Source organism: Pseudomonas sp. LF020, from assembly GCF_053456425.1.
In genome coordinates this window covers 88330-113816 of sequence record NZ_JBRFIX010000001.1, presented here as the reverse complement: position 1 = coordinate 113816, position 25487 = coordinate 88330, and the positions used below count along the sequence as shown (strand labels likewise).

The window sequence follows — 25487 nt, the reverse complement described above, 5'->3', positions numbered from 1 at the left end:
ACGCAGTTGTGCGCCGCCGCAACATTTACTCCAGCTAAATTGATTGATTCACGCCAGTAACATCGCGCCCCGGCCAGTGCTTGGGTACAATTCCACGCTAATTTGATCGAGTATCAGGAACACTTACATGATCGCTTGCCTGCGGCTGTTCACTGCCCTCTGCCTCGCTGCCTTGTTGGCGGCCTGCGCCAGTTCCCCTTCCTCCAGCCTTGGCGAACTTCCACGGACTCCGGATGCCAGCATCGAGCAACTGCTCGAACAGGCTACCCAGGCCAAGACGCCGGAAAAAGCCGCCCTGTTGCGCCTGAGCGCGGCAGACCTGGCTTATCGCCAGGGCAATGCGGGCCAGTCCGCGCAGATCCTGCAACAAGTGCCGATGGAGCAGTTGAAGCCGGGCCAGCAGATCTTCGCCAGCACCCTGTCCGCTGAACTGGCGATGACCCGCAATCAGCCGAAAGCTGCGCTGACCGCCCTGAGCCATCCGAGCCTGCAGCACCTGAGCGAAATGCCGGAAGATCAGCAAGTGCGCACTGGCACCGTGCATGCCCGCGCACTGGAAGCCGACGGCCAGACCCTGGCTGCTGCTCGCGAGCGCATTTTCATCGCGCCAATGCTCAAAGACGAAGCCGCAAGCAAGAACCACGAAGCGATCTGGACCCTGATCGCTTCGCTGCCGACCGATCAGCTGCAACCCAACACCGCCGATGATCTTGGCGGCTGGATGGGCCTGGCCCTGGCCGTGAAAACCGCCGGCACCCTGGAACAACAGCAAGCGGCGATCGACGCCTGGCGCGCGCAGAATCCAAAACACCCGGCAGCGATCAACCTGCCGTTGCCCCTGACCAAACTCAAGGAGCTGGCCAGCCAGCCCCTGAGCAAGATCGCTCTGCTGCTGCCGCAGGACGGCCCGCTGGCCTCGGTCGGCAAGGCCCTGCGTGAAGGCTTCATGGCGGCGCACTATCAAGCGCAACAGGCCGGCCAGAAGCCGCCCGCCATCGAGTTCTACGACAGCTCCAAGCTGACCTCGATGGACGAGTTCTACCGCAAGGCCCAGGCTGATGGCGTGCAACTGGTGGTCGGCCCGCTGGAAAAACCACTGGTCAAACAACTGAGCACCCGTCCGCAACTGCCAATCACCACCCTCGCGCTGAACTACAGCGAAGGTGATCAAGGTCCGGCGCAACTGTTCCAGTTTGGTCTGGCCGCTGAAGACGAAGCCCGCGAAGTCTCGCGCCGTGCCCGCGCCGACGGCCTGCATCGCGCCGCCATCATGGTGCCGAAAGGTGAATGGGGCGATCGCGTACTGCGTGCGTTCAGCCAGGACTGGCAAGCCAATGGCGGCAGCATCGTTGCCACCGAACGTGTCGATCAGCCGGTGCAACTGGCCCAGCAGATCGCCGACATGTTCCAGCTGCGTCAGAGCGAAGCCCGCGCCAAGAGCCTGCAGAACGCTGCCGGCACCAACGTAGCCGCGCAGCCGTCACGCCGTCAGGACATCGAATTCATCTTCCTGGCCGCCACGCCGCAGCAGGCGCAGCAGATCAAGCCGACCCTGAACTTCCAGTACGCCGGTGACGTTCCGGTTTACGCGACTTCACACGTGTACAGCGCCAGCGGCGATGTGAACCAGTACAACGACATGAACGGTGTGCGTTTCTGCGAAACGCCGTGGCTGCTGGAAACCAGCGACCCGCTGCGTCAGCAAGTGGTTGCGCAATGGCCACAGGCCGCCGGCAGCCTCGGTCGTCTGTACGCGATGGGCGTGGATGCCTATCGCCTGGCTCCGCGCCTGGGTCAACTCAAGGCCCTGCCAGACAGCCGCATCGAAGGAGAGTCCGGCAGCCTCGGCATGACTCAGACCCAGCGCGTTGTACGCCAGCTGCCTTGGGCGCAGTTCGTCAGCGGTCAGGTTCAGCGCCTGCCGGACACCCCACGCTGATGCCCGACGGCTCGCACCTGCAAAGCGGTAAAGATGCCGAGCGCCAGGCGCTCGAGCATCTGCAACACCAGGGTCTGCGCCTGCTGGCGCAGAACTGGTCATGCAAACGGGGCGAGCTTGATCTGGTCATGCTTGATGGCGATACAGTAGTATTCGTCGAAGTCCGCTACAGAAAAAACACTCAATGGGGTGGCGCGCTCGCTAGCATCGATGAGCGCAAACGGCAGAAACTGATTTTCGCCGCGCAGTATTTTCTTCAGCGCGAGTCACGCTGGGCCGATTCCCCTTGCCGCTTCGACGTGGTGGCCATCGACAGGCACCCGGATCAGTTGAACTGGTTGCAGAATGCGTTTGATGGTTGATTCTCTGCACACCACCCCGGACACTTTCACCGACAATTTTTGCTCTTTGCTTTGCGGGCTGCACATTCACGTGCCGAACAGCCGCGCCACTTAAGGTCACACAGATGGACATGCAATCCCGAATTCGCCAGCTTTTCCAGGCCAGTATCGACACCAAGCAACAGGCGATGGACGTACTTGCACCGCACATCGAGCAAGCCAGCCAGATCATGGTCAACGCCCTGCTCAACGAAGGCAAAATGCTTTCGTGCGGCAACGGCGGCTCCGCCGGCGACGCCCAGCACTTCTCCTCGGAGCTGCTCAACCGCTTCGAGCGCGAACGCCCGAGCTTGCCGGCCATCGCCCTGACCACCGACAGCTCGACGATCACCTCGATCGCCAACGACTACAGCTACAACGAAGTGTTCTCCAAGCAGATCCGCGCACTGGGTCAGCCAGGCGATGTATTGCTGGCGATTTCGACCAGCGGTAACTCGGCAAACATTATTCAGGCGATCCAGGCCGCACATGATCGCGAAATGATTGTCGTAGCATTGACTGGCCGCGATGGCGGCGGCATGGCTTCGCTGCTGCTGCCTGAAGATGTCGAGATTCGCGTACCGGCCCATGTCACTGCACGTATTCAGGAAGTCCATCTGCTGGCGATCCATTGCCTCTGCGATCTGATCGACAGCCAACTGTTCGGGAGTGAAGAATGACCCCTAATCGCCTTGGCCTTCTGGCCTTGACCCTGTGCCTCGGCATCAGCGGCTGCACCTCGGTGGTGAATGCCAGCCGCGAGGCGCCGATTGAAGACGACCGCGGCACCCGAACCTTCGGCAGTAAAATCGACGACTCGCTGATCGAGACCAAAGTCGGCGTCAACGTGGCCAAGGCCGACCCTGGCCTGGACAAGGACTCGCATATCGTCGTCACCAGCTTCAACGGCGTGGTGCTGCTCGCCGGCCAGACGCCGCGCGAAGACCTCAAGGCCAAGGCCGAACAGGCCGCCGCCAACGTCCAGCGCGTGAAGAAGGTCCACAACGAGCTGCAAGTGATCGCGCCTTCGAGCTTCCTCGCCCGTCAGAACGATGCCTGGCTGACCACCAAAATCAAGACCCAGATGCTGACCGATGCCAGCATTCCCGGCTCGCGCATCAAAGTCGTGACCGAGAACGGCATCGTCTATCTGCTGGGCCTGCTGACCAAGCAGGAAGCGCAACAGGCGACCAATCTGGTGCAGAGCGTTTCCGGCGTGCAGAAAATCGTGAAGCTGTTCGAATACATCGACTGACGTACACTTCTGTAGGAGCTGTCGAGTGAAACGAGGCTGCGATCTTTTGATCGTCAAAAACAAGATCAAAAGATCGCAGCCTGCGGCAGCTCCTACGTAATAAAAAAGGCGACCCTCTCGGGTCGCCTTTTTTATTACTTCACCACCTTCAAACTTGGCCGGCCGCTTGGGCGCGGCGGCTCGCTGTCCGGTGGCGGCAAGTCGTCATCGGGCTCGATATCGTCTTCGTCATCCATCGGCGACTCGAGATCGAACACCATGCCCTGCCCGTTCTCCCGGGCATAGATACCCAGGATCGCACTGATCGGCACATACAGGCTGTGCGGAACGCCACCGAAGCGACCCTCGAAGGTCACCACGTCGTTGTCCATGTGCAAGTGACGCACGGCGCTGGGCGAAATGTTCAGGACGATCTGCCCGTCACTGGCGAAACCCTGCGGCACCTGCACCGCCGGGTATTCGGAATTGACCAGCATGTGCGGGGTGCAATCGTTATCCACAATCCACTCGTAGAGCGCGCGGACCAGATAAGGTCGACTGGAGTTCATAGCGGCTCCTTAAGCCTTAGCGCATATCGCGTTCGACGCCAGACAGACTCGCCTGGAAAGCCTCACGCGCAAACTGGCGCTCCATATAATCAAGCAGCGGCTTGGCCGGCCGCGGCAGTTCAATACCCAGAATCGGCAAACGCCAGAGTATTGGCAATAGGCAGCAATCCACCAGACTTTGTTCCTCACTGAGGAAAAACGGCTTGTCGGCAAACAACGGCGACACGCCCGTCAGGCTTTCACGCAATTCCTTGCGTGCCACGACACGCGCGGCCTCCTTGGACTTGGGATCAAGAATCAGATCCACCAGACCACACCAGTCACGCTGAATACGATGAATCAGCAGACGGCTGTTGGCACGCGCCACCGGATAAACCGGCATCAGTGGCGGATGCGGGTAACGCTCATCCAGATATTCCATCACCACGGTCGACTCCCACAACGCCAGGTCGCGATCGACCAGTGTCGGGAGACTGCCGTAAGGGTTCACCTCAATCAGTTTAGGCGGCTGGCGACCAGCTTCCACGTAAATGATTTCGGCGCTGACACCCTTCTCTGCAAGCACGATGCGCACTCGGTGGGAATAGTGGTCGGCGGGGTCGGAGTAACAGGCCAACCGATTGGTCACGCCCATGGCGATCCTCCTCGCTTGTTGAAATGATCGGAACCGGAAAAACGCGCGCGCCCAGAGGGCGCCTCCCGCAATGCCTGGCGAACCAGACCTTGCGTTATCGGAGGCGCCCTTGGGCGCGCGCGATTAACAGCAATGCTTGAAGCGTATCAGTGCACGTCTTTCCAGTATTCACGCTTGAGCAGGTAGGCGAACACAAAGAAGAACGCCAGGTACAGCAAGACGTAAGTACCGATGCGCTGATGTTGCAGCTTAACCGGGTTAGCCGAGTAAGCCAGGAAGGTTACCAGATTCTTGACCTTCTCATCGAACTGCTCTTCGTTCAGAGCACCGGTTTTCGGCACGATGGTCAACTGATCGCACGCTTCATGGGTCAGCGGCGTACCGGTCAGCGGATCGTATTGCTTCTTGCCGTCTTCGACGATCTGCACTTGCTTGCAGCCCACCACCTGACGACCTTGCAGGCCGACCAGCACGTTAGGCATGCCGACGTTCGGGAAGACCTTGTTGTTCACGCCCCATGGGCGCGCCGGATCTTCGTAGAACGAGCGCAGGTAACCGTAGAGCCAGTCAGTACCACGCACGCGAGCCACCAGGGTCAGGTCCGGCGGAGCAGCACCGAACCAGGTCTTGGCGTCCGCTGGCTGCATGCCGATGTTCATGTGGTCGCCGATCTTGGCGCCAGTGAACACCAGCTTGTCGAGCATCATTTCGTGGGGAATGCCGAGGTCATCGGCCACCCGCTCGTAACGCTGGAACTTGGCACTGTGGCAACCCATGCAATAGTTGGCGAAGGTCCGCGCACCATCTTGCAGGGCAGCCTTGTCAGACACGTCGATATCGACTTTTTCCAGCTCCGGGCCACCGTGTTCGGCGGCGAAAGACAGCACTGGCAGAGCAGCAAAAATCAGAGCAAAAAATAACTTTTTCATCAGCCAGTCACCCTTTCCGGAACCGGTTTGGTCTTCTCGAGCCTGGTGTAGAACGGCATCAGAATGAAGTAGGCGAAGTACAGGAAGGTGCAGACCTGCGACACCAGCGTGCGCTCCGGCGTCGGAGCGAGTACGCCCAGAATGCCGAGGATCACGAACGCGATGCAGAACACCACCAGCCAGATCTTGCTCATCCAGCCCTTGTAGCGCATCGATTTGACCGGACTGCGATCCAGCCACGGCAGCACGAAGAGCAAGGCAATCGAGGCGCCCATGGCGATAACGCCCATGAGTTTGTCCGGGATCGCACGCAAGATCGCGTAGAACGGCGTGAAGTACCAGACCGGCGCAATGTGCTCAGGCGTCTTGAACGGGTTGGCTTGCTCGAAGTTTGGTTTTTCGAGGAAGTAGCCGCCCATTTCCGGGAAGAAGAACACGATAAAGCAGAAGATAAACAGGAACACCACTACGCCGACAATGTCTTTCACGGTGTAGTACGGATGGAAAGCAATGCCGTCCAGCGGCACACCGTTTTCATCTTTGTGCTTCTTGATGTCGACGCCATCAGGGTTGTTCGAACCGACTTCGTGCAGCGCCAGAATGTGCAACACCACCAGACCGAGGATCACGATCGGCAGGGCCACGACGTGCAGGGCGAAGAAGCGGTTCAGGGTGATTCCGGAGATCAGGTAGTCACCACGAATCCACTGGGTCAGGTCGTTGCCGATCACCGGAATCGCACCGAACAGCGAGATGATCACCTGGGCACCCCAGTAGGACATCTGGCCCCACGGCAGCAGGTATCCCATGAACGCTTCAGCCATCAGCGCCAGGTAGATAAGCATGCCGAACACCCAGACGAGTTCGCGTGGTTTCTGGTACGAACCGTAGAGCAGGCCACGGAACATGTGCAGATAGACCACGATGAAGAACGCCGAGGCGCCAGTGGAGTGCAGCAGACGCAGGATCGAGCCGTACTCGACGTCGCGCATGATGTATTCGACGGAAGCGAACGCCTCTTCTGCCGACGGGGTGTAGCTCATCGTCAGCCAGACACCGGTGACGATCTGGTTGACCAGCACCAGCAGTGCCAGCGAGCCGAAGAAATAGAAGAAGTTGAAGTTTTTTGGCGCGTAATACTTGCTGAGATGGTCTTCCCACATTTTGGTCGCGGGGAAGCGCGCATCAACCCAATCCATGAACTTGCTCATCACGCTTTCTCCGTATCGACGCCAATGACAATCAGGTCATCGGTCTCATAGGAATGCGGGGGAACTGGCAGGTTCAAAGGCGCAGGTTGCGACTTGTAGACGCGGCCAGCCAGATCGTAGTGGGAACCGTGGCAAGGGCAGAAATAGCCGCCGACCCAGTCTTTACCCAGATCCGCAGGCGCCACTTCGGGACGGAAGGTTGGTGAGCAACCCAGGTGAGTGCAGATCCCGATCAGCAGCAGAATTTCCGGCTTGATCGAACGCACTTCAGGGTCGACATAGGTAGGTTGCGTGGAGTTTTTGGAAGTCGGATCGGAGAGCTGGCCCTCGATCTTTTTGAGATTCCCCAGGATTTCCGCAGTACGGCGGACAATGAACACCGGCTGGCCGCGCCACTCGGCAATCATTTGCTGTCCTGGCTCGATCTTGCTGACATTCACTTTCACCGGTGCACCGGCGGCTTTCGCCTTGGCACTGGGAAACCATGACCCCACGAACGGGACCGCAGCCCCCACCGCTCCTGCAGCACCCACCACGGATGTGGCTGCTACCAAGAAGCGACGCCGGCCTGCATTCACGCCGTCATTGCTCATTCAGTCCTCTCCCATCAGCTTTGTGGCCTGTTAAATCAGGCATCTACTAAATAAATCAATGTTACTTATAAAAATTTTGCCGAGATGGTAATGAAAAGCCCCAATTCTGACAAGGGAATTACCCGGAGCTCACACCCTCAAGCCTTGCAGTATAGGGGGTCTACGAATGTGGCAAGTTGTCACAGCGCAATTCTTTTGATAAATCGCAGGCATAAAAAAACGCCCGGTTCCGTGAGGAATCGGGCGTTCTTTTTTGAACGTGGAAGCGGAATTAACGCTTCGAGTACTGCGGACGCTTACGCGCTTTACGCAGACCAACTTTCTTACGTTCAACTTCACGGGCGTCGCGAGTAACGAAGCCAGCTTTGCGCAGAGCGCTACGCAGGGTTTCGTCGTAATCCATCAGAGCGCGAGTGATGCCGTGGCGGATTGCGCCAGCCTGACCACTTACACCACCACCGATGACAGTGACGTAGATGTCGAACTTCTCGACAGTCTCGGTCAGTTCCAGCGGCTGACGAACTACCATGCGGGCAGTTTCGCGGCCGAAGAACGAGTCCAGGGAGCGGTTGTTGATGGAGATGTTACCAGTACCCGGACGCAGGAAAACGCGTGCGGTTGCGGTCTTGCGACGGCCAGTGCCGTAATTTTGAGTCGCCGACATAATGAACTATTCCGTTAAATCTTCAGTTCTTGGGGCTGCTGAGCAGTATGAGGGTGTGCAGCGCCCGCATAGACTTTCAGCTTACGGTACATGTCACGACCCAGCGGGTTCTTAGGCAGCATGCCTTTAACCGCGGTCTCGATCACGCGCTCAGGGGCCTTGGCGATCAGCTTTTCAAAGTTGATCGACTTGATGCCGCCCGGGAAACCGGAGTGGGAGTAGTACATTTTGTCAGTGGTTTTAGCGCCGGTTACACGGATCTGCTCGGCGTTGATTACGACGATGTAGTCGCCGGTGTCAACGTGAGGAGTGTACTCAGGCTTGTGCTTGCCACGCAGACGGCTCGCGATTTCGGTGGCCAGACGACCCAGGGTCTGACCAGCAGCGTCGACGACAAACCAGTCGCGCTTTACTGTTTCCGGTTTAGCAGTAAAAGTTTTCATTCTTTATAGCCTCAGGGGCCGCCTGTAAATAAGACGGCGGATCTTACTGAATAGTGCGTACTTTGACAAGTCAAAGGCAGCCGGATACAGACGCTTTCGGGGGCTCGGGTCGGCGCGTCCGTTCAACGGCAAGATTCTTCGGCGGCGGCGCATCACTTCCACTGCAGAAAGAGGTCGGCAATTATGCAGATTGCGAAAAAATTTTCAACCTGCTTTTATGATTGTTTTGCCCAAGGAGCACCCGATGGACTATCGCCAGCTAGGCCGTACCGACCTCAACGTGAGTGCAATCTGCCTCGGCACCATGACCTGGGGCGAGCAAAACACTGAAGCTGAAGCCTTCGCCCAGATCGAGCGGGCCAAAGAGGCCGGGATCAATTTCATCGACACCGCCGAGATGTACCCGGTGCCGCCGAAAGCCGAAACCTACGCCACCACCGAGCGCTACATCGGCAATTATTTCAAAAGCCGTGGTGATCGTGCCGAGTGGATCCTCGCCAGCAAGATCGCCGGCCCCGGCAACACCATCGACTACATCCGCGACAAAAACCTGCGCCATAACCGCCAGCACATCACCGCCGCAGTGGATGCCAGTCTCGAGCGCCTGCAGACCGATTACATCGACCTATATCAATTGCACTGGCCGGAACGCAGCACCAACTTCTTCGGCCAACTGGGCTACAAACACAAGATCGAAGCCAACCTGACGCCGCTCGAAGACACCCTCGAAGCGCTCGACGAGCAAGTGAAGGCCGGCAAGATACGCCACATCGGTCTGTCCAACGAGACGCCGTGGGGCACCATGCGTTTCCTCGCTCTGGCCGAAGCCCGTGGCTGGCCGCGTGCGGTGTCGATCCAGAACCCGTACAACCTGCTCAACCGCAGCTTTGAAATCGGCCTGGCGGAAATCGCGATCCGTGAACAGTGCGGCCTGCTCGCCTATTCGCCGCTGGCGTTTGGTTTCCTGTCCGGCAAGTACGAAGGTGGCGCTCGCCCACCGAAAGGCCGCCTGAGCCTCTACAGCCGCTTCAGCCGCTATTTCAACGCGCAATCGGAAGCCGCCTGCAGCCGTTACGTGGCCTTAGCCCGTGAACACGGTCTGGACCCGGCGCAAATGGCTTTGGCGTTCGTCACCCAGCAACCGTTCGTCACCAGCAACATCATTGGCGCAACGACGCTGGAGCAACTGGACAGCAACATTGCCAGTTTTGATCTGAAACTTTCCGATGAAGTGCTGGCGGGGATCGAGGCGATTCACAAGGATCATCCGAACCCGGCGCCATAAGTAAAAAGATCGCAGCCTTCGGCAGCTCCTACAGGGTTCACACCGATCCTGGGTTGGAGCTACCGCAGGCTGCGATCTTTTCAGCCTTTCAAAGCGACCGCGCAATGATCTCCTTCATGATTTCATTGGTGCCGGCATAGATGCGCTGCACGCGCGCATCCGCCCACGCCCGGGCCACCGGGTATTCCCACATGAAGCCGTAACCGCCATGCAACTGCACGCACTCGTCGAGCACTTTGCATTGCAGGTCCGTGCCCCAGTATTTGGCCATCGCCGCCGTCGGCACATCCAGCTTGCCTTGCAGATGCAACTCCAGGCACTTGTCGACAAAGACCCGGCCGATCTGAATTTCCGTGGCCATTTCCGCCAGTTTGAAACGGGTGTTCTGGAAGTCGGCAATCGCCTTGCCGAACGCCTTGCGATCACGGGTGTAATCCAGCGTCCACTTCAGCGCGGCTTCGGCTGAGGCCAGACCACCAATCGCCACCGTGAGACGCTCCTGCGGCAATTCCTGCATCAGGTAGGCAAACCCTGCCCCGGCCTGCCCCAACAGGTTTTCCTTCGGCACGCGCACGTCCTGGAAGAATAATTCCGACGTGTCCTGGGCCTTCATTCCGACCTTCTCCAGGCGTTTGCCCTTCTCGAAACCCGGCGTATTCGCTTCCACCACAAACAGGCTGGTGCCCTTGGCGCCGGCCTTCGGATCAGTCTTGGCGACCACGATCACCAGGTCAGCGAGGAAGCCGTTGGTGATGAAGGTCTTGGAGCCGTTGATCACGTACTCGTCGCCGTCCAGCACTGCGGTGGTCTTGACTCCTTGCAGGTCGGAGCCGGCACCTGGCTCGGTCATGGCGATGGCACTGACCATCTCGCCCGAGACCAGTTTTGGCAGGTATTTTTGCTTCAGCGCCTCGCTGCCGTAATGCAGGATGTACGGCGCGACGATGTCCGAATGCAGCGAGAAACCGATACCGGTCAGACCCAGGCGACCGACCTCTTCGATCACCACGGCGCTGTACAGAAAGTCCGCGCCCAGGCCGCCGTATTCTTCCGGCAGGTGCGAGCAAAGCATCCCCGCCTCCCCTGCCTTGTTCCACAGCTTGCGGTCGATGTGGCCTTGTTTCTCCCATTGCGCATGGAACGGCACGGCCTCTTTTTCGAGGAAGGTTCGTACGCTGTCGCGGAACAATTCGTGCTCGGAGCTGAACAAGGTTCTGGGGATCATGCGGCACCTTTCTTTCTTGTTGGAGGGATCTGACCTTCAGAGACTAAGCCCCGCCTCCGATACAGGACACTGGACACATCCGACAAAAAATAAGACGATCCAGCCGTCTGGTGACCACTTTCCCTTATAAAAACAAAACAAAAGTTGAATTATGTCCAAGCAAGTCTCCACGCCCTTGCGGCGCGTCAGCATCCTGGCAATCGACCGGGTTTTCGCATCCACTCTCATGCAGGCCAAGGATTTCTTCCATCTGGCCAGCCTGCGTTACGGCAAACAACTGGGCCACGGCCTGACACCGGCGTTTGAAACCCGCCTGGTCAGCCCCGACGGCAAACCGGTGAACAGCTTCAGTGACGTGATGATGCCGGTGGACGGCGGCCTGGAAAACGCCGACGTCATCATCCTCCCGGCCTTCTGGGACGATTTCGAAACCCTGTGCGGCCGTTATCCACAGATCCTGCCGTGGCTGCGCGAGCAGCACGCACGCGGTGCCGTGCTCTGCGGCGAAGCCACCGGGGTGTTCTGGCTGGCCGAGGCCGGACTGCTCAATGGCAAGGAAGCGACCACCTACTGGCGCTTCTTCAATGCCTTCGCCGAGCGCTTCCCCAAGGTGTACCTCAATCAGGACAAGCACCTGACCGACGCCGACAACCTGTATTGCGCCGGCGGCACCACTTCAGCCTGCGACCTCTACATCTACCTGATCGAACGCTTCTGCGGCGCCAACGTGGCGCAAGCCGTGGCCCGCGACATTCTGTATGAAGTGCAGCGCAGTTATTCGCCGGGACGTATCGGGTTCGGTGGGCAGAAGCTGCACCAGGACGTGATCATCCTGCAGATCCAGCACTGGCTCGAAGAGCATTTCGCCGACAAGTTCCGCTTTGAAGACGTGGCCCGCGAGCACGGCATGAGCATCCGCAACTTCATGCGCCGCTTCCAGACCGCGACTGGCGACAAGCCGCTGCACTACCTGCAACGCCTGCGCATCGAGACCGCCAAGGGCTTGCTGTCCGGCAGTCGCAAAAGCATCAAGACCATCAGTTATGAGGTCGGCTACGACGATGCGAGCTTCTTTGCGCGGCTGTTCCGCCAGCACACCGAGCTGTCGCCGAACCAGTATCGGCAGCAGTTTCAGCAGGCTGCGTAGACCTCTGAGCAAATACAAATCCTGTGGGAGCTGGCTTGCTAGCGATGGCGTCGTGTCAGGTGATATCTATTTCTCTGACAAACCGCTATCGCTGGCAAGCCAGCTCCCACAGGGATTGCAGTGCATTAGAGATTTTCTTCCACGCATAAGAAAGGGCCTGCAATCGCAGGCCCTTTTTTGTACGCCGAATCGGTTTAAGGCTTGTGCGCCCGCGACAGGAATTCGTGGGATTGCATCTCCAGCAGACGGCTGAGCGTACGCTGGAATTCGAACGTCAGGCGTCCGCCGGTGTACAGGTCTTTCAGCTCGACTTCGGCAGAAATGATCAGCTTGACGTTACGGTCGTAGAACTCGTCGACCATGTTGATGAAACGCCGGGCGATGTCGTCGGTGGTGACGCTCATCTGCTCGACGCCGCTGAGCAGCACGGCGTGGAAGATCTTGCCCAGCTCGATGTAATCGTTCTGGCTGCGCGGGCCGTCGCACAGTTCGCGGAAGTCGAACCAGGCCACGTCGTCGCAAGTGCGCAGCGCACGGATTTCGCGGTTTTCGATGATCAGCACGTCATTCTCGACCGCTGCGGTGCATTCCGGTGTGAGGGCCTTGAAGCTCTTGCGCAGGCTTTCGTGCGCGGCTTCGTCCAGCGGATAGTGAAACAGTTCCGCTTGTTCGAGGTGGCGCAGACGGTAGTCGACACCGCTGTCGACGTTGACGATTTCGGTGTTCTGCTTGATCAGCGCAATGGCCGGCAGGAAGCGCGCACGTTGCAGGCCGTCCTTGTACAGGCCGTCCGGAACGATGTTCGAGGTCGCGACCAGGGTCACGCCGTTCTTGAACAGCTCTTCCATCAGCGTGCCGAGGATCATCGCGTCGGTGATATCCGAGACGAAGAATTCATCGAAGCAGATCACCCGCGACTCGGCCGCAAAGCGCTTGGCGATGATGGTCAGCGGGTTTTTCTCGCCGCCGAGGGTTTTCATCTCTTCGTGCACACGCTTCATGAAACGGTGGAAGTGAGTGCGGGTCTTTTCCTTGAACGGCAGCGCTTCGAAGAAGGTGTCGACCAGGTAAGTCTTGCCGCGACCCACGCCGCCCCAGAAATACAGGCCCTTGACCGGCGCCTGATCCTTCTTGCCAAACAGCTTGCCCAGCAAACCCGGCTTGTTCTGCTCGGCCGCGATCAGATCGTCGTACAGGCGCTGCAGATGACGCACGGCAGTTTCCTGCGCGGCGTCATGGAAGAAGTCCGGGCGTTTCAGATCAGCTTGGTATCGTTCTAGGGGCGTCATAATTCGTTAGCAAGGCAACAAAAACGGGCCGTCACTGTAGCGACGGCCCGTAGGAATGGCAATCAGCCCTTGGTCGGGCCGCGCCGCGGATTAGTCCTGAACCGGGGTCAGCGCAACGCGCAAAGCCTCGATGGCCGCGTCCCGCGCCGCCGCATCAGCGAACGCCGGGCTGTCGCCAACGCACTCACCTTCCAGCCACACGCTGAAGCTCAGGTCTTCGTTGCGAATGTCCAGCGCCTGACCGGATTGCAGTTGCTTGGTCACCTGGCCGGCGGTTTTGCCGTCGGCAAAGTTGCGCGACAGCAGCAGTTGCTCGCCATCGGCCGCCAGCAGACGGAAGCGGAAGCTGCCGTCGTCTTCACGGAAGCTGACGAAGCGTGCAGCTTTCGCGGCTTTCTTCTTGGTGGTCGCCGCCACTTGCACCTGATTGACGAACGAACGCAGGCCGACCGCTTCACGCAGTTCATTGAGGAACGGCGTCGCCACCGCACGGGCCTTTTTCGCGCCGTGCTGCAGGATGTCTTCCAGATCCGCCGGGCGCTCGATCAACTGGTGATAACGCTCGCGGGACTCGCCCAGTTCGTTGTCGAGCAACTGGAACAGACGATTCTTCGCCTCGCCCCAGCCCAGACCGCCGAGCAGTTCGCTGCGGAATTCGTCAGCCTGTGCCGGCGTGGCGAACGCCTGGAACAGAGTGAACAGGTGCGAGTTGTCCGGATCTTTCGCCTCACCCGGCGCCTTGGAGTCGGTGACGATCCGCGAGATCGCGTCCTTCATCTCTTTGGCACTGGTGAACAGCGGGATGGTGTTGTCGTAGCTCTTCGACATCTTGCGCCCGTCGAGGCCCGGCAACGTCGCCACGCTTTCCTCGATCAGCGCTTCGGGCATGGTGAAGAACTCTTTGCCCTGGCCGAACAGGTGGTTGAAGCGCTGACCGATGTCGCGGGCCATTTCCACGTGCTGGATCTGGTCGCGGCCGACCGGCACCTTGTGCGCGTTGAACATCAGGATGTCTGCCGCCATCAGCACCGGGTAGCTGTAGAGACCCATGGTGATCCCGGCATCCGGGTCTTCACCGCTCTCGACGTTCTTGTCCACCGAGGCCTTGTAGGCATGCGCACGGTTGAGCAGGCCCTTGGCGGCGACGCAGGTCAGCAGCCAGGTCAGCTCAGGGATTTCCGGGATGTCGGACTGGCGATAGAAGGTCACACGTTCGACATCGAGGCCACCGGCCAGCCAGGTCGCGGCGATTTCCAGACGCGAGCGCTGGATGCGCAGCGGGTCATCGCATTTGATCAGGGCGTGGTAGTCGGCCAGAAAGTAGAACGAATCGGCATTGCTGTCGCGGCTGGCGAGGATCGCCGGGCGAATGGCGCCGGCGTAGTTGCCCAGGTGCGGCGTGCCGGTGGTGGTGATGCCGGTGAGGATACGGGTACGGTTCGTCATGGGTAATCGCTTGTCAGACTGCAATCAATTCGAGAGACGCGGCAGGATCAGATCCTTGAGATCGGTCAGCTTGCCATGAAAAAAGTGTCCGCATTCTGCCACTTTCAGCAGCTCATGGGGGCGCTGGAGTTGTTCCGACCAGTCGTAGACCAACTGCGGATCGATCACTTCGTCGGTTTCCGGCTGGATCACGGTCAGCTCGCCGTGCTGTGGCAGTTGATCCTGATCACCCAGACGCATCACCGCCGGCGCGACCATGAACAGGTGCTTGAGCTGCACGCCTTGGGCTTCGAAACGACCGCCGAGACTTGCTGCAACAAATCCGCCGAAGGAGAAACCGAACAGGGTCAGCGGCAGATCCGGGTGTTTTTCCCGTAGCCAGGCGGCGGCAGCCTGGGCGTCATCGACTTCACCGCTGCCCATGTCGTGGGAGCCTTCGCTGGCACCGACGCCGCGATAGTTGAAGCGCAAGGTGATCAGGCCGGCGTCGCGCGCGGTGCGCTGCAGGGTCGAGACGACCTTGTTGAGCATGGTGCCGCCCTGCACCGGGTTCGGATGGCAGATCAGCGCGATGCCGATTGGCTGCTCGTTATCGAGGTACAGCGCTTCGATTTGGCCGACGGGGCCGGCAATGACTACAGGGGTTTCACGCATCAGCAAGGAAGGAACTCCGTGACCTCGAATCGGGTCGACTCGTCTAGCAAATTGTCTGTGCCAATCTATTGCGAGTGAATCGCGGTATACAGCGCAGGTTCGAGCCGTTAACGTAAAGCAAAGCCGTTTATAGAGGAAGGACTCGTGGAACACTCGCTCTTAGTTTGGTTGTTACCGACTCTTGCCCTGGTTGTGGGTGTCGCCATTGGATTCCTGATCGCTCGCGTCGCGCCGAACGCCGCGCCGAGCCGCACGCAGCGTCAACTGGATGATATCCAGGAGCGTTTCGACAGCTATCAAAACGAGGTGGTCACCCACTTCAACAGCACCGCGATGCTGGTCAAGAAGCTGACCCAGAGCTATCAGGAAGTGCAGGATCACCTCGCCGAGGGCGCCAACCGCCTGGCCCTGGACGAGCAGACCCGCCAACGCCTGATCGCCGCTTTGCACGCCGATGCCGCGCAGGCACCGCGCGAACGTCTGACGCCGCCGCGTGATCAGGAGCCGCCGCGTGACTACGCGCCAAAAGCCCCGAACTCGCCGGGCATGCTCGATGAGCATTATGGTTTGAAGAAGTAATCAGCTTAGCGCCCAACAAAAAGCCCCCGGACAATTCGCTTGTCCGGGGGCTTTTTTGTGCCTGTCGAGCTTCTGTTGACTGTCCCGATAACCCTGTAGGAGCTGCCAAGTGAAACGAGGCTGCGATCTTTTGATCTTGCTGTTGAAGCTGAAGATCAAAAGATCGCAGCGTGCCGCAGCTCCTACAGGGCGCAAAAAAATGCCCGATCACCAGGACCGGGCATTTCTTCATTCAGGCAGTCGCTTACGGATACTGCTGCACCGTACCCGGCTGTTGCTGCTGACCACCATACTGCTGGCCCGGAATCGCCTTCAGGTTGACTTCAACACGGCGGTTCTGCGCACGGCCATTGACGTCACCGTTGCTGGCAATCGGGTTATCCGGGCCGGCGCCACGGGCCGAGAGGTTGGCACCGCTGACACCTTGCGAGGTCAGGTAGGTGGCCACGCTCTGCGCACGACGCTGGGACAGGTCCATGTTGTGCTGGCGGCTGCCGGTGCTGTCGGTGTAGCCGACGATTTCGATCTGGTTCTGGTTGAACTCTTTCAGCGAGTTCGCCAGGTTGTTCAGCGGCTGATAGAAGCTTGGGGCGATGTTCGCCGAATCGGTGGCGAAGGTGATGTTGCCCGGCATGATCAGCTTGATCTGATCGCCCTGGCGCTGCACTTCAACCCCGGTGTTGGCCATGCTGGCGCGCAGCTTTTTCTCTTGCTGGTCAGCGTAGTAACCGTAACCGGCGGCCGATGCACCGACCACCGCCGCGCCGATCAGGGCGCCCTTGCCACGGTTGTTGTGGTCGATGGCGGCACCCGCCAAAGCACCGGCCAGAGCGCCGAGGCCACCGTACTTGGCGGTCTTGCTCACACCGCCGCCGTCGGCCTGGCCCTGGTTGTCATACGGGTTGGGCGAGGCGCAGCCGGCCAACATGGCTACAGCAGTAGCAACAATAATCAAACGAGGCGTGGTGAACATGAAGAGCTCCTGATTTTCGCATTCTGTGTGGCAGCGGCCCTAGGCAATAGACCTGTGCGGGCGTTGGATCATGACAATGCCGAAAAATTCCGCCGCACACTCGTGACAAAATGTTTAGGCGCGCACGAACGGGTTTTCGCGCATTTCATCCCCAAGACGCGTGTCCGGACCATGCCCGGCAACCACGATTGCGTCTTCGTCGAGCGTGTACAGCCGCTGCTTGATCGATCGCACGATGGTCGCCTGATCGCCGCCCCACAAATCCGTGCGCCCTACGCCGCGACGAAACAACGTGTCGCCGGCAATCAACAGCTTAGCCTCGGAAAACCAAAAGCTCATGGAACCGGGTGTATGTCCCGGCGTATGCAGCGCCACGCCGCAGCCGCAAGCCAGTTCTTCATCGTCGCTCAACCAGCGATCCGGCGACGGTACCGGGGTGTAAGGCACGCCGAACATCTGGCATTGCATCTCGAGGTTGTCCCACAGGAACTGGTCTTCCTTGTGCAGGTGCAGGGTCGCGCCGGTTTTCTCTTTCATCTGCCCGGAGGCGAGGAAGTGATCGAGATGCGCGTGGGTGTGGATGATGCTGACCACTTTCAGGCCGTGAGCATCGAGGCGCGCCATGATCAGGTCAGGATTGCCGCCCGGGTCGACGACGATGGCTTTTTTAGTGAGCGGGTCGCCGATGATCGTGCAGTTGCACTGGAGCGGGCCGACGGGGAAAGTTTCGCGGATGAGCGTAGAGCTGAAAGCAGTCATGAAAAATCCTGGACGAACGGTCGTGAGGCTTATTTCAGAATTCTACTGCACATGCCGATACAGATCGCCCGGTCAGTTATTTGACGCCATCAATCCGAAAAAATGATGGCTCAATGATGTCAAATGTATTGTTTCTGGTGCAAAATCGCATTTTTTTGTAGCGGTCGCATTCAGGAAGGGCCGCAGCGCACTCAGGAAATCCCGCATGCCAACGCCCAGTTCTTTCTCTCCATCCCTCCCGTCTTCACTGACCGGCGTCGCTGTCGTCGACAGTCTCCTGTCCGGCACTTACTGGTTAGGTTCGAACTGGACCCCGGGTGGACCGACCAATCTGAGCTATAGCTTCATGGCGCCGAATACCTCGTACTTCGTCACCAACTACAGCCCTGATAACGAATACAACGCACTGTATGCCCTGACTGTGGGCCAACAAAATGCCGCGATCGCTGCGCTGGGTGCGTGGAGCGCGGTCGCCAACATCAACTTCACGCTGACCAGCGACAACCTCACAAACGTGGGTGACTTGCGCTTCGGCGCCTATCGGTTGATGGATGACAAGACCGCCGCCTGGGCCTATTTCCCTGCCAACAGTCCGGTAGCCGGCGACGTGTGGATCGGTCCGCAGACCAATGATCCCAATCCATCCAAAGGCACTTACGACTACCTGACATTCGTGCATGAAATTGGTCATGCGCTGGGTCTCAAACACCCATTCGATACCAGCAACACAAACAAGACCCTGCTCGACCCGAAACTGGACGATGTCCATCTCACGGTCATGAGCTACAACAGCAACTATTCCTATCAGCCAACGACACCTATGGTGCTCGACATCTTGGCGATCCAGAGCCTTTATGGTGCCAATACTGCCTGGCAGACCGGGGACAACGTCTACAAGTGGGCGCCGGATCAGTCAATTTTCGAAACGATCTGGGATGCCGGCGGAAACGACACGATCGATGCCAGCAACCAGCTCGACTCCGTCAGCATCAATCTCAACGAAGGCGCTTACAGCAGCATCGGCAAAGCCTTCGTCGATTTCACGTCCCAAACCGCGATCAACGATGGGCTGGCCATCGCTTATGGCGCCAAGATAGAAAATGCCATCGGTTCGAACTTCAATGATGTGCTGATCGGCAATGCCCTGAATAACGTACTCAACGGCGCCGGCGGCATTGACACCATGGCCGGTGGTGCAGGCAACGACACGTACATCCTCGACAATGCCGCGGAGCTGGCGTTGATCTACGAGGATACCGATCCGGGTCGCGACCTGCTGACAATTACCTACGCTGCCGGGCCCCTTACCAACGTCGTCGATCTGAACCAGGCAAACCTGGTCAACGTAGAAAGCGTTCGGATCACTGGTGCCGGCGCCTTCGCCCTGCAGGGCAACGCACTGGACAACAAGCTGTTCGGCAATACCGGCAATGACTGGCTTGACGGTGGCGCCGGTGCCGACACTCTCACCGGCGGTGCTGGTGACGACACATACGTGGTCGATAACTATGGCGATGTCGTCGTCGAACTCGCTGGCGAAGGCCGCGACAAGGTCATGACCACGCTCACCTATGGTCTGGGCGCCAATATCGAAGATGGCCAATTGATGGGTAACGCCGCCCTCAACCTGAGCGGCAACGAACTCGACAACGTGCTGATCGGCAACGCCGGCAATAACATCCTCAATGGTGGCGCCGGTGTCGACACCATGATCGGCGGCGCCGGCAATGACACTTACAACCTGGATCAGGCGGCTGAGCTCGCTCTCGTGCAAGAAGGTAATGATCCGGGCCGCGATCTGCTGCTGATCAACTACGCCGCTGGCCCTTCGACCAACGTCGTCGATCTGAATCAGGCAAACCTGATCAACGTGGAAAGCGTGAGGATCAACGGTGAGGGTGCGTTCTCCCTGCTGGGCAACGCTCTCGACAACAAACTGTTCGGCAATGCCGGCAATGACTGGATTGACGGAGGTGGCGGCGTCGACACCCTCACTGGCGGTGCCGGCGATGACACCTATGTGGTGGACAACTACGGCGACATCGTCGTCGAGCTTGCTGGTGAAGGTCGCGACAAAGTCATGGCCTCGATCAACTACACCCTGGGAGCCAACATTGAAGACGGGCAACTGCTGGGTGATGCCGCACTCAACCTGACCGGTAATGATCTCAATAACGTGCTGATCGGCAACGCCGGCAATAACATTCTCAATGGCGGAGCCGGCGTCGACACCATGATCGGTGGCGCTGGAAACGACACCTACAACCTGGATCAGGCTGCCGAGCTGGCGCTCGTGCAAGAAGACAACGATCCGGGCCGCGATCTGTTGAATATCTACTACGACGCCATGCAAAACAGCGTGGTCGACCTGAACCAGAGCAATCTGGTGAATTTTGAAAGCGTTCGCATCAATAGCTCGGGCGCCTTTACCCTGTTGGGCAACGCACTGGACAACAAATTGTTCGGCAATGCCCAGGCCAACTATCTGGATGGCGGTGCCGGGAGCGACACCCTCACTGGTGGCGCAGGCGATGACACTTACGTGGTCGACAACATCGCAGATGTCGTCGTCGAGCTGGCGGGCGAAGGCTATGACAAGGTCAAATCCTCAATCAGCTACACGCTGGGTGCCAACCTCGAGGAAGGTCAACTGCTGGGCAGCGCCGCAATCAACTTGACCGGCAACGAGCTGAACAACGTGCTGACCGGTAACGACGGCAACAACACCCTCATCGGTGGTGCAGGCAATGACACGCTCAATGGCGGAGCCGGCATCGACACCATGATCGGTGGCAGCGGCAATGACACCTATATCCTCGATCAAGCGGAAGAACTGGCACTGATCCAGGAAGCGGACGAGACCGGTCGGGACCTGCTGGACATCCAGTACAACGCGGCCCAGAACGCCGTGGTCAATCTCTCCCAGAGCAACCTGCAATACGTCGAGAGCGTGCGCCTTACCGGTGCGGGCGCGTTTACCGTGACCGGCAATGCCCTGGACAACAAACTGTTCGGAAACGCCGATGCCAACGTTCTGGACGGCGGCGCAGGCGTCGACACCCTGACGGGGGGCGCCGGTGATGACATCTACGTGATCGACAACATCGGTGACACCATCGTCGAGCTGGCGGACGAAGGTCGAGACCAGGTCAAATCATGGATCAGCTACACCTTGGGGGCCAACCTCGAAGACGCGCAACTGCTCGGCAGTGCAGCGCTCAACCTGACGGGCAACGCACTGGATAACGTGCTGATCGGCAACGATGGCGACAACATTCTCAATGGTGGGGCCGGCATCGACACCATGATCGGTGGTGCGGGCAATGACTCCTACTTCCTTGATGATTCCTCGGAGCTGTCGCGAATCCAGGAAAATGTCGATGGCGGGCGAGACCTGCTGACAATCGAATATTCGACTGACAGAAACAGCAGCGTGATCAACCTCAACGTGTCCAATCTGCAAAATGTGGAAAGTGTGCGGGTCTTGGGTGCCGGAGCATTCTGGGTGATGGGTAACGCCCTGGACAACAAACTGTTCGGCAATGCCTACGACAACACCCTGGACGGCGGGGCCGGCAACGATGTGCTGGACGGCGGTGCCGGTGCCGACAGAATGAGCGGTGGCACTGGCGATGACATTTACATTGTCGACAACGTCAACGACACCATTCAGGAAACCCCGTGGGATGGTCACGATCTGATCAAGACCTCCGTGAGTTACACACTGTCCTACAGTGTCGAAGACGGCCTGTTGTTGGGAAGTGAAGCGCTCAATCTGACCGGCAACGATCTGGACAACGTGTTGACCGGCAACAGCGGCAACAACGTGCTGGATGGTGGCACCGGCATCGACACCATGATCGGCGGCGCGGGTAATGACACCTACATTCTGGATCAGGCTGCCGAGCTCGCCTTGATCCAGGAAGGTAATGATCCTGGCCGCGACTTGTTGAGCATTCAGTACAACGCGAAACAGAACAGTGTGGTCGATCTGAACCTGAGCAATCTGCTGAACGTGGAAAGCGTACGGATCAACGGCACTGGCGGTTTCAGTGTGCTCGGCAACGGCCAGGACAACAAATTGTTCGGCAACGCCGATGCCAACTATCTCAGTGGCGGTGCAGGCAATGACCAGCTCGATGGCGGGGCCGGCAATGACATTCTGCTCGGCGGCGGCGGCAAGGACACCCTGATCGGTGGCGCCGGCAGCGATCAGTTTGTCTTCAGCAACTTGAACGAAGTGGGAACCGGAAGCCTGAGTGACGTCATCAATGACTTCAACAGTCTGCAGGGCGACAAGATCGACCTGAGAATGTTTGACGCCAACCTGTTGCAAGACGGCCTCAATGCGTTCTCCTTCATCGGCTCTGCCGACTTCACCGGCGCCGGCCAACTGCGTTTCGTCGATCATGTGCTATCGGGCAACGTCACCGGGCACGCCGGTGCGGACTTCGAGATCCAGTTGGTGGGTGTGAACAGCTTCAGCGCCAACGATCTGGTGGCCTGATACAACGGCTACCCGACCTGCTCGCAGGTCGGGACACCCACAAAAAAGCCCCGATCATTCGGGGCTTTTTTGTGGGTGCCGAAAAGCCGTAGCGTTAGGTCAAAACCCCCAGTTCCTTGGCCCGCGCCACCGCCTGCGTACGCCGCTCAACGCCCAGCTTGCTGTTGATATGGCTGGCATGGGTTTTCACCGTGTGCAGCGAAATGAACAATTGCTCGCTGATCTCCTGATTCGAACAGCCCTGGGCAATCAAACGCAGCACCGCCAGTTCGCGGCTGCTGAGTTGTTCGGCTGCGGTGGACTCAATCACCGGACGAGTAGCCACCAGCGGAAAATGCGCCAACAACTGCTGCCCTGCCAACGCCGGTGAGGCGTGCAATTGGCTGCGCAACCAGTCCGGATATTCTCTGATCAGTGCGTCAAACGGCTGTATCACACCGCCAGCCGCCGCTTCCAGCGCCTGGCCCAACGCCCTGCGCGCCTCGGGTTCGCGGCCATTGCCCAGCAGCAACATCACCTTCTGCGCCAGGGCCATCACACACAGCAACTGCCGACCGGTTTGCTGACCGTTTTCCAGCAGCACATTCAACCGCCCTTCGGCGAGCATCGGCTGTCCCTGAATCACATCGAGCAGCGCTTGCTGCAGTTCGACATGCAATGGCAACTGTGGATGAAACTCCGGCGGCGCCGCTGCACGCTCGCCGGTATAGGTCTGACCAAGACGCGCCAGCCAGGCCTCGGCCAGATCGGTTCGGCCCTGCGCCAGCCACAGCTCGCATTTGACCAGGGTGATCATTGCCAGGTAGTAGATTGGCGGCACGTCCCAGATATGCATCAGGCGCTCGGCTTCAGCGAGTTCGGCAAAGGCCTTGGCAAACTCGCCTGAGCTGCCGTCCAGACGAGCGATCACGCAGTGGCCGATCAACACACTGATATCGCGACAGGCCCGCGCTTCGGCCACACCGCTCAGCAATCGAGCCCGGGCCTGCTGTGGTTGCAGGCGCATGGACAACAGAAAACCTTCGTACAACGTCAGCCGCGCACGCACCGCGTACAGACGTTGCGCCGACAACCCGCGCAGACGATCAAGGCCCTGATGCACCTCATCCAGTGCCCGCAGAATCTCGCCACGGGCCTGCAACACCCGCGCCCGGTCGTAATGCGCCAGCGCCTCGAACAGCGGATTGCCAACCCGCTGCGCCAGCTCGAGGGACTCACGGTTCAAGCCCCGGGCGCGCCACAGGTCGCCATCCGCAATCGCCAGATTGGATAACGTGGACAGGCACATCAGCCGCTGCCCATAACGTTTCACCGGCAGGCTTTCCAGCGCTTCGCTGCAGTAGCGTTGAGTCAATTCCCGATGACCACGTCCACGGGCGATGATCCCGCTGAGCGCCAGCCATTGTGCAAGCATCGACTTCTGCGCAGAGGCCGAAGGCGCCGGCAGAAAGCGACTTAAATGACTGGCCAGCTCCTCAGCGGCATCCAGCTGACAGGCCAGCCCCAGCGCCCAGCTATAGAGCACGATCAAGCGCGGCGTACTGATCAGCAGGCTGTCGGGCAGGTCCATCTTCCAACGCAGCAACATGCCGACGTTCTGCTCGGCGAGCAGTTGTTCCTCAGACAGGTTCTGCACCAGATTCGCCGCCACATCCAGATGGCCGGCACGCAGCGCCTGCTCGACCGCTTCATCGAGAAGGCCCTGCGCATTGAACCAGCGGCAGGCACGCAGGTGCAGTGTGGCGGCGGGCACTATCGCCCGAGCGATGGGCCGGCTGCGCAACAGATCGGAAAACAGATGGTGATAGCGATACCAGTGCCCGTGCTCGTCCAGCGGCACCAGGAACACTTGATGCGCCAACAGAAACCGCAGGATTTCGCCGCTGTCGTGGGCTTCACGTACCGCGTCGCACAGCTCGCTGCAAAAGCGCTCCTGAGGGGCGGTGTCGTAGAGAAATGCCTGCACCTCGGCGGGCAGGCAATCGATGACTTCTTCGAGCAGGTAGTCGCGAATCAGCCCTTCCCCGCCGTTCAGCGCTTGCGGCAATGCGGTTTCGTTGCCGGCTTCGGATGCCGCCAGCAACCAGAAACGCAGCCCGGCCACCCAACCTTCGCTGCGCTGAATCAGGTTTTCCAGCGCTTCGCCACGCAGCGACGTGCTATGCCGATCAAGCAGGGTCAGGGCTTCGTCATGGGTCAGGCGCAGATCCTGTTCATGCAGTTCGAGCAGTTGCCGCGACAGGCGCAGGCGCGCCAGATGCCAGTCCGGGCGCTGCCGACTGGTGACCATGACCAGCAAGCCATCGGGCAGATGATTGAGGAAAAACTGCAGGCAACGGTCGAGTACCGGGCCCTGGGCGAGATGGTAGTCGTCGAGCACCAGCAACAGCGGCGCCGTCGGTTGCAGTTGCAGGGCCAACTCATCGAGCAAGCCGTCGAGCCATTCTTCGAAGGCAAAGGGCTGATGACGCTGGCGCATTTTCAACAGGCCAAGTGCACGACTGCCCAGATCCGGAAAGTAATCCTGCAACCCTTCCAGCAACCGCTCGAGAAAGCGCCCCGGATCGTTATCCCGTGGGCTCAATCCCAGCCACAGGCTTTGCCAGTGCGCCGGCAGGCTCTGACAAAACTCCACCGCCAGCGAACTCTTGCCGAACCCGGCAGGCGCGCAGACCAGCAACAGACGTCCACCGAGCCCGGCGCTCAGGCGTTCACACAGACGCGGTCGCAAAACGTAACCGTCGGGCAGTGGCGGGCGAAAAAAACGCCCGTCCAGTGTCGCGACGGCAGCGCTTGCAGGATCCGGAAGCGGGGACAGATCAGTCATGGCCGGCTCTTGTTTGAATGGCTGTTGGCGGCGTAGCAGATGTCCGCAGCCTAGCCTTAAACGTAGCGGTTATGAAGGTTGCTGCTACAAATGGCTACAAAAAGGTCACGAGCCGTTAAGCGCAACCTTGTAGGAGCTGCCGCAGGCTGCGATCTTTCAGGATCAAAAGATCGCAGCCTTCGGCAGCTCCTACACAAATC

Annotated in this window: 22 protein-coding genes; 8 read left to right on the top strand and 14 right to left on the bottom strand. The window is 59.2% G+C overall.

Going from position 1 to position 25487, the window contains the following annotated elements:
- The first annotated feature begins 127 nt into the window (after nucleotides 1-127).
- The 4 genes from ACU680_RS00550 to ACU680_RS00535 all read left to right on the top strand — a co-directional run bounded on the left by ACU680_RS00550 (nucleotide 128) and on the right by ACU680_RS00535 (nucleotide 3574).
- Nucleotides 128-1939 carry a penicillin-binding protein activator gene (locus ACU680_RS00550; protein ID WP_007961624.1) on the top strand — a complete coding sequence of 604 codons (1812 nt, stop codon included), beginning with the start codon at nucleotides 128-130 and terminating at the stop codon, nucleotides 1937-1939.
- Nucleotides 1939-2301, top strand: coding sequence for a YraN family protein (locus ACU680_RS00545; RefSeq protein ID WP_007961623.1), 363 nt, complete (start codon nucleotides 1939-1941; stop codon nucleotides 2299-2301). Before ACU680_RS00550 ends, ACU680_RS00545 begins: the two co-directional genes overlap by 1 nt.
- Before the next feature lie 104 nt (nucleotides 2302-2405).
- A complete protein-coding gene (locus ACU680_RS00540) occupies nucleotides 2406-2999 on the top strand; it encodes a phosphoheptose isomerase (protein WP_007961622.1) in 594 nt (197 codons plus the stop codon).
- A complete protein-coding gene (locus ACU680_RS00535; RefSeq protein WP_007961621.1) occupies nucleotides 2996-3574 on the top strand; it encodes a BON domain-containing protein in 579 nt (192 codons plus the stop codon). The genes ACU680_RS00540 and ACU680_RS00535 overlap by 4 nt, the downstream gene beginning before the upstream one ends.
- 134 nt (nucleotides 3575-3708) lie before the next feature.
- On the opposite strand, the gene ACU680_RS00530 is transcribed toward ACU680_RS00535, so the two are convergent.
- From ACU680_RS00530 to rplM, 7 genes are all read right to left on the bottom strand, one after another.
- Complete coding sequence (locus tag ACU680_RS00530) at nucleotides 3709-4122, bottom strand: ClpXP protease specificity-enhancing factor (protein ID WP_003228047.1); 414 nt, start codon at nucleotides 4120-4122, stop codon at nucleotides 3709-3711.
- Nucleotides 4123-4138: 16 nt separating this feature from the next.
- Nucleotides 4139-4756, bottom strand: a complete 618-nt coding sequence (locus tag ACU680_RS00525; RefSeq protein WP_007961620.1) for a glutathione S-transferase N-terminal domain-containing protein — start codon at nucleotides 4754-4756, stop codon at nucleotides 4139-4141.
- Between the two features lie 146 nt (nucleotides 4757-4902).
- Nucleotides 4903-5685: a cytochrome c1 gene (locus tag ACU680_RS00520; protein ID WP_401069895.1), complete on the bottom strand. Its 783-nt coding sequence runs from the start codon at nucleotides 5683-5685 to the stop codon at nucleotides 4903-4905.
- Nucleotides 5685-6896: a cytochrome b gene (locus ACU680_RS00515; protein ID WP_007961618.1), complete on the bottom strand. Its 1212-nt coding sequence runs from the start codon at nucleotides 6894-6896 to the stop codon at nucleotides 5685-5687. The genes ACU680_RS00520 and ACU680_RS00515 overlap by 1 nt, the downstream gene beginning before the upstream one ends.
- Nucleotides 6896-7489 (bottom strand): ubiquinol-cytochrome c reductase iron-sulfur subunit, encoded by a 594-nt coding sequence (petA, locus tag ACU680_RS00510; protein ID WP_003228055.1) that lies wholly within the window; start codon nucleotides 7487-7489, stop codon nucleotides 6896-6898. Before petA ends, ACU680_RS00515 begins: the two co-directional genes overlap by 1 nt.
- Before the next feature lie 271 nt (nucleotides 7490-7760).
- Complete coding sequence (rpsI, locus tag ACU680_RS00505) at nucleotides 7761-8153, bottom strand: 30S ribosomal protein S9 (protein WP_007961615.1); 393 nt, start codon at nucleotides 8151-8153, stop codon at nucleotides 7761-7763.
- Nucleotides 8154-8167: 14 nt separating this feature from the next.
- Complete coding sequence (gene rplM, locus ACU680_RS00500) at nucleotides 8168-8596, bottom strand: 50S ribosomal protein L13 (RefSeq protein WP_003228062.1); 429 nt, start codon at nucleotides 8594-8596, stop codon at nucleotides 8168-8170.
- A 244-nt stretch (nucleotides 8597-8840) separates the two neighbouring features.
- On the opposite strand from rplM, the gene ACU680_RS00495 reads away from it, so the two are divergent.
- Complete coding sequence (locus ACU680_RS00495; protein WP_448178387.1) at nucleotides 8841-9881, top strand: NADP(H)-dependent aldo-keto reductase; 1041 nt, start codon at nucleotides 8841-8843, stop codon at nucleotides 9879-9881.
- An 88-nt stretch (nucleotides 9882-9969) separates the two neighbouring features.
- On the opposite strand, the gene ACU680_RS00490 is transcribed toward ACU680_RS00495, so the two are convergent.
- Nucleotides 9970-11106 (bottom strand): acyl-CoA dehydrogenase family protein, encoded by a 1137-nt coding sequence (locus tag ACU680_RS00490; RefSeq protein WP_007961611.1) that lies wholly within the window; start codon nucleotides 11104-11106, stop codon nucleotides 9970-9972.
- Between the two features lie 250 nt (nucleotides 11107-11356).
- Between ACU680_RS00490 and ACU680_RS00485 the strand changes: the two genes are divergently transcribed.
- Nucleotides 11357-12253: a GlxA family transcriptional regulator gene (locus ACU680_RS00485; protein WP_171061848.1), complete on the top strand. Its 897-nt coding sequence runs from the start codon at nucleotides 11357-11359 to the stop codon at nucleotides 12251-12253.
- Nucleotides 12254-12447: 194 nt separating this feature from the next.
- On the opposite strand, the gene zapE is transcribed toward ACU680_RS00485, so the two are convergent.
- The 3 genes from zapE to ACU680_RS00470 form a co-directional block, all read right to left on the bottom strand.
- On the bottom strand, nucleotides 12448-13542 hold the full coding sequence (gene zapE, locus ACU680_RS00480) for a cell division protein ZapE (protein WP_123587820.1): 1095 nt from the start codon (nucleotides 13540-13542) through the stop codon (nucleotides 12448-12450).
- A gap of 90 nt (nucleotides 13543-13632) precedes the next feature.
- Complete coding sequence (locus tag ACU680_RS00475) at nucleotides 13633-14988, bottom strand: tryptophan--tRNA ligase (protein ID WP_367085682.1); 1356 nt, start codon at nucleotides 14986-14988, stop codon at nucleotides 13633-13635.
- A 24-nt stretch (nucleotides 14989-15012) separates the two neighbouring features.
- On the bottom strand, nucleotides 15013-15642 hold the full coding sequence (locus ACU680_RS00470; protein ID WP_448178710.1) for an alpha/beta hydrolase: 630 nt from the start codon (nucleotides 15640-15642) through the stop codon (nucleotides 15013-15015).
- A gap of 144 nt (nucleotides 15643-15786) precedes the next feature.
- Here ACU680_RS00470 and ACU680_RS00465 point away from each other — a divergent pair, with 144 nt between their 5' ends.
- The gene (locus tag ACU680_RS00465) at nucleotides 15787-16221 is read left to right on the top strand and encodes a Z-ring associated ZapG family protein (protein ID WP_007961596.1); all 435 of its coding nucleotides are present in this window, start codon (nucleotides 15787-15789) and stop codon (nucleotides 16219-16221) included.
- 244 nt (nucleotides 16222-16465) lie between these two features.
- Here the strand turns inward: ACU680_RS00465 and ACU680_RS00460 are convergent, their stop codons facing one another.
- Together ACU680_RS00460 and ACU680_RS00455 are read right to left on the bottom strand one after the other, a co-directional pair.
- Nucleotides 16466-17194, bottom strand: a complete 729-nt coding sequence (locus tag ACU680_RS00460) for a YiaD family glycine zipper/OmpA-like lipoprotein (RefSeq protein ID WP_108590184.1) — start codon at nucleotides 17192-17194, stop codon at nucleotides 16466-16468.
- 114 nt (nucleotides 17195-17308) lie between these two features.
- Nucleotides 17309-17953 (bottom strand): MBL fold metallo-hydrolase, encoded by a 645-nt coding sequence (locus tag ACU680_RS00455; RefSeq protein ID WP_367085683.1) that lies wholly within the window; start codon nucleotides 17951-17953, stop codon nucleotides 17309-17311.
- Nucleotides 17954-18158: 205 nt separating this feature from the next.
- Between ACU680_RS00455 and ACU680_RS00450 the strand changes: the two genes are divergently transcribed.
- On the top strand, nucleotides 18159-22460 hold the full coding sequence (locus ACU680_RS00450; protein ID WP_448178386.1) for a M10 family metallopeptidase C-terminal domain-containing protein: 4302 nt from the start codon (nucleotides 18159-18161) through the stop codon (nucleotides 22458-22460).
- A 94-nt stretch (nucleotides 22461-22554) separates the two neighbouring features.
- Here the strand turns inward: ACU680_RS00450 and ACU680_RS00445 are convergent, their stop codons facing one another.
- Complete coding sequence (locus ACU680_RS00445) at nucleotides 22555-25287, bottom strand: winged helix-turn-helix domain-containing protein (RefSeq protein WP_448178385.1); 2733 nt, start codon at nucleotides 25285-25287, stop codon at nucleotides 22555-22557.
- Nucleotides 25288-25487: the final 200 nt, after the last annotated feature.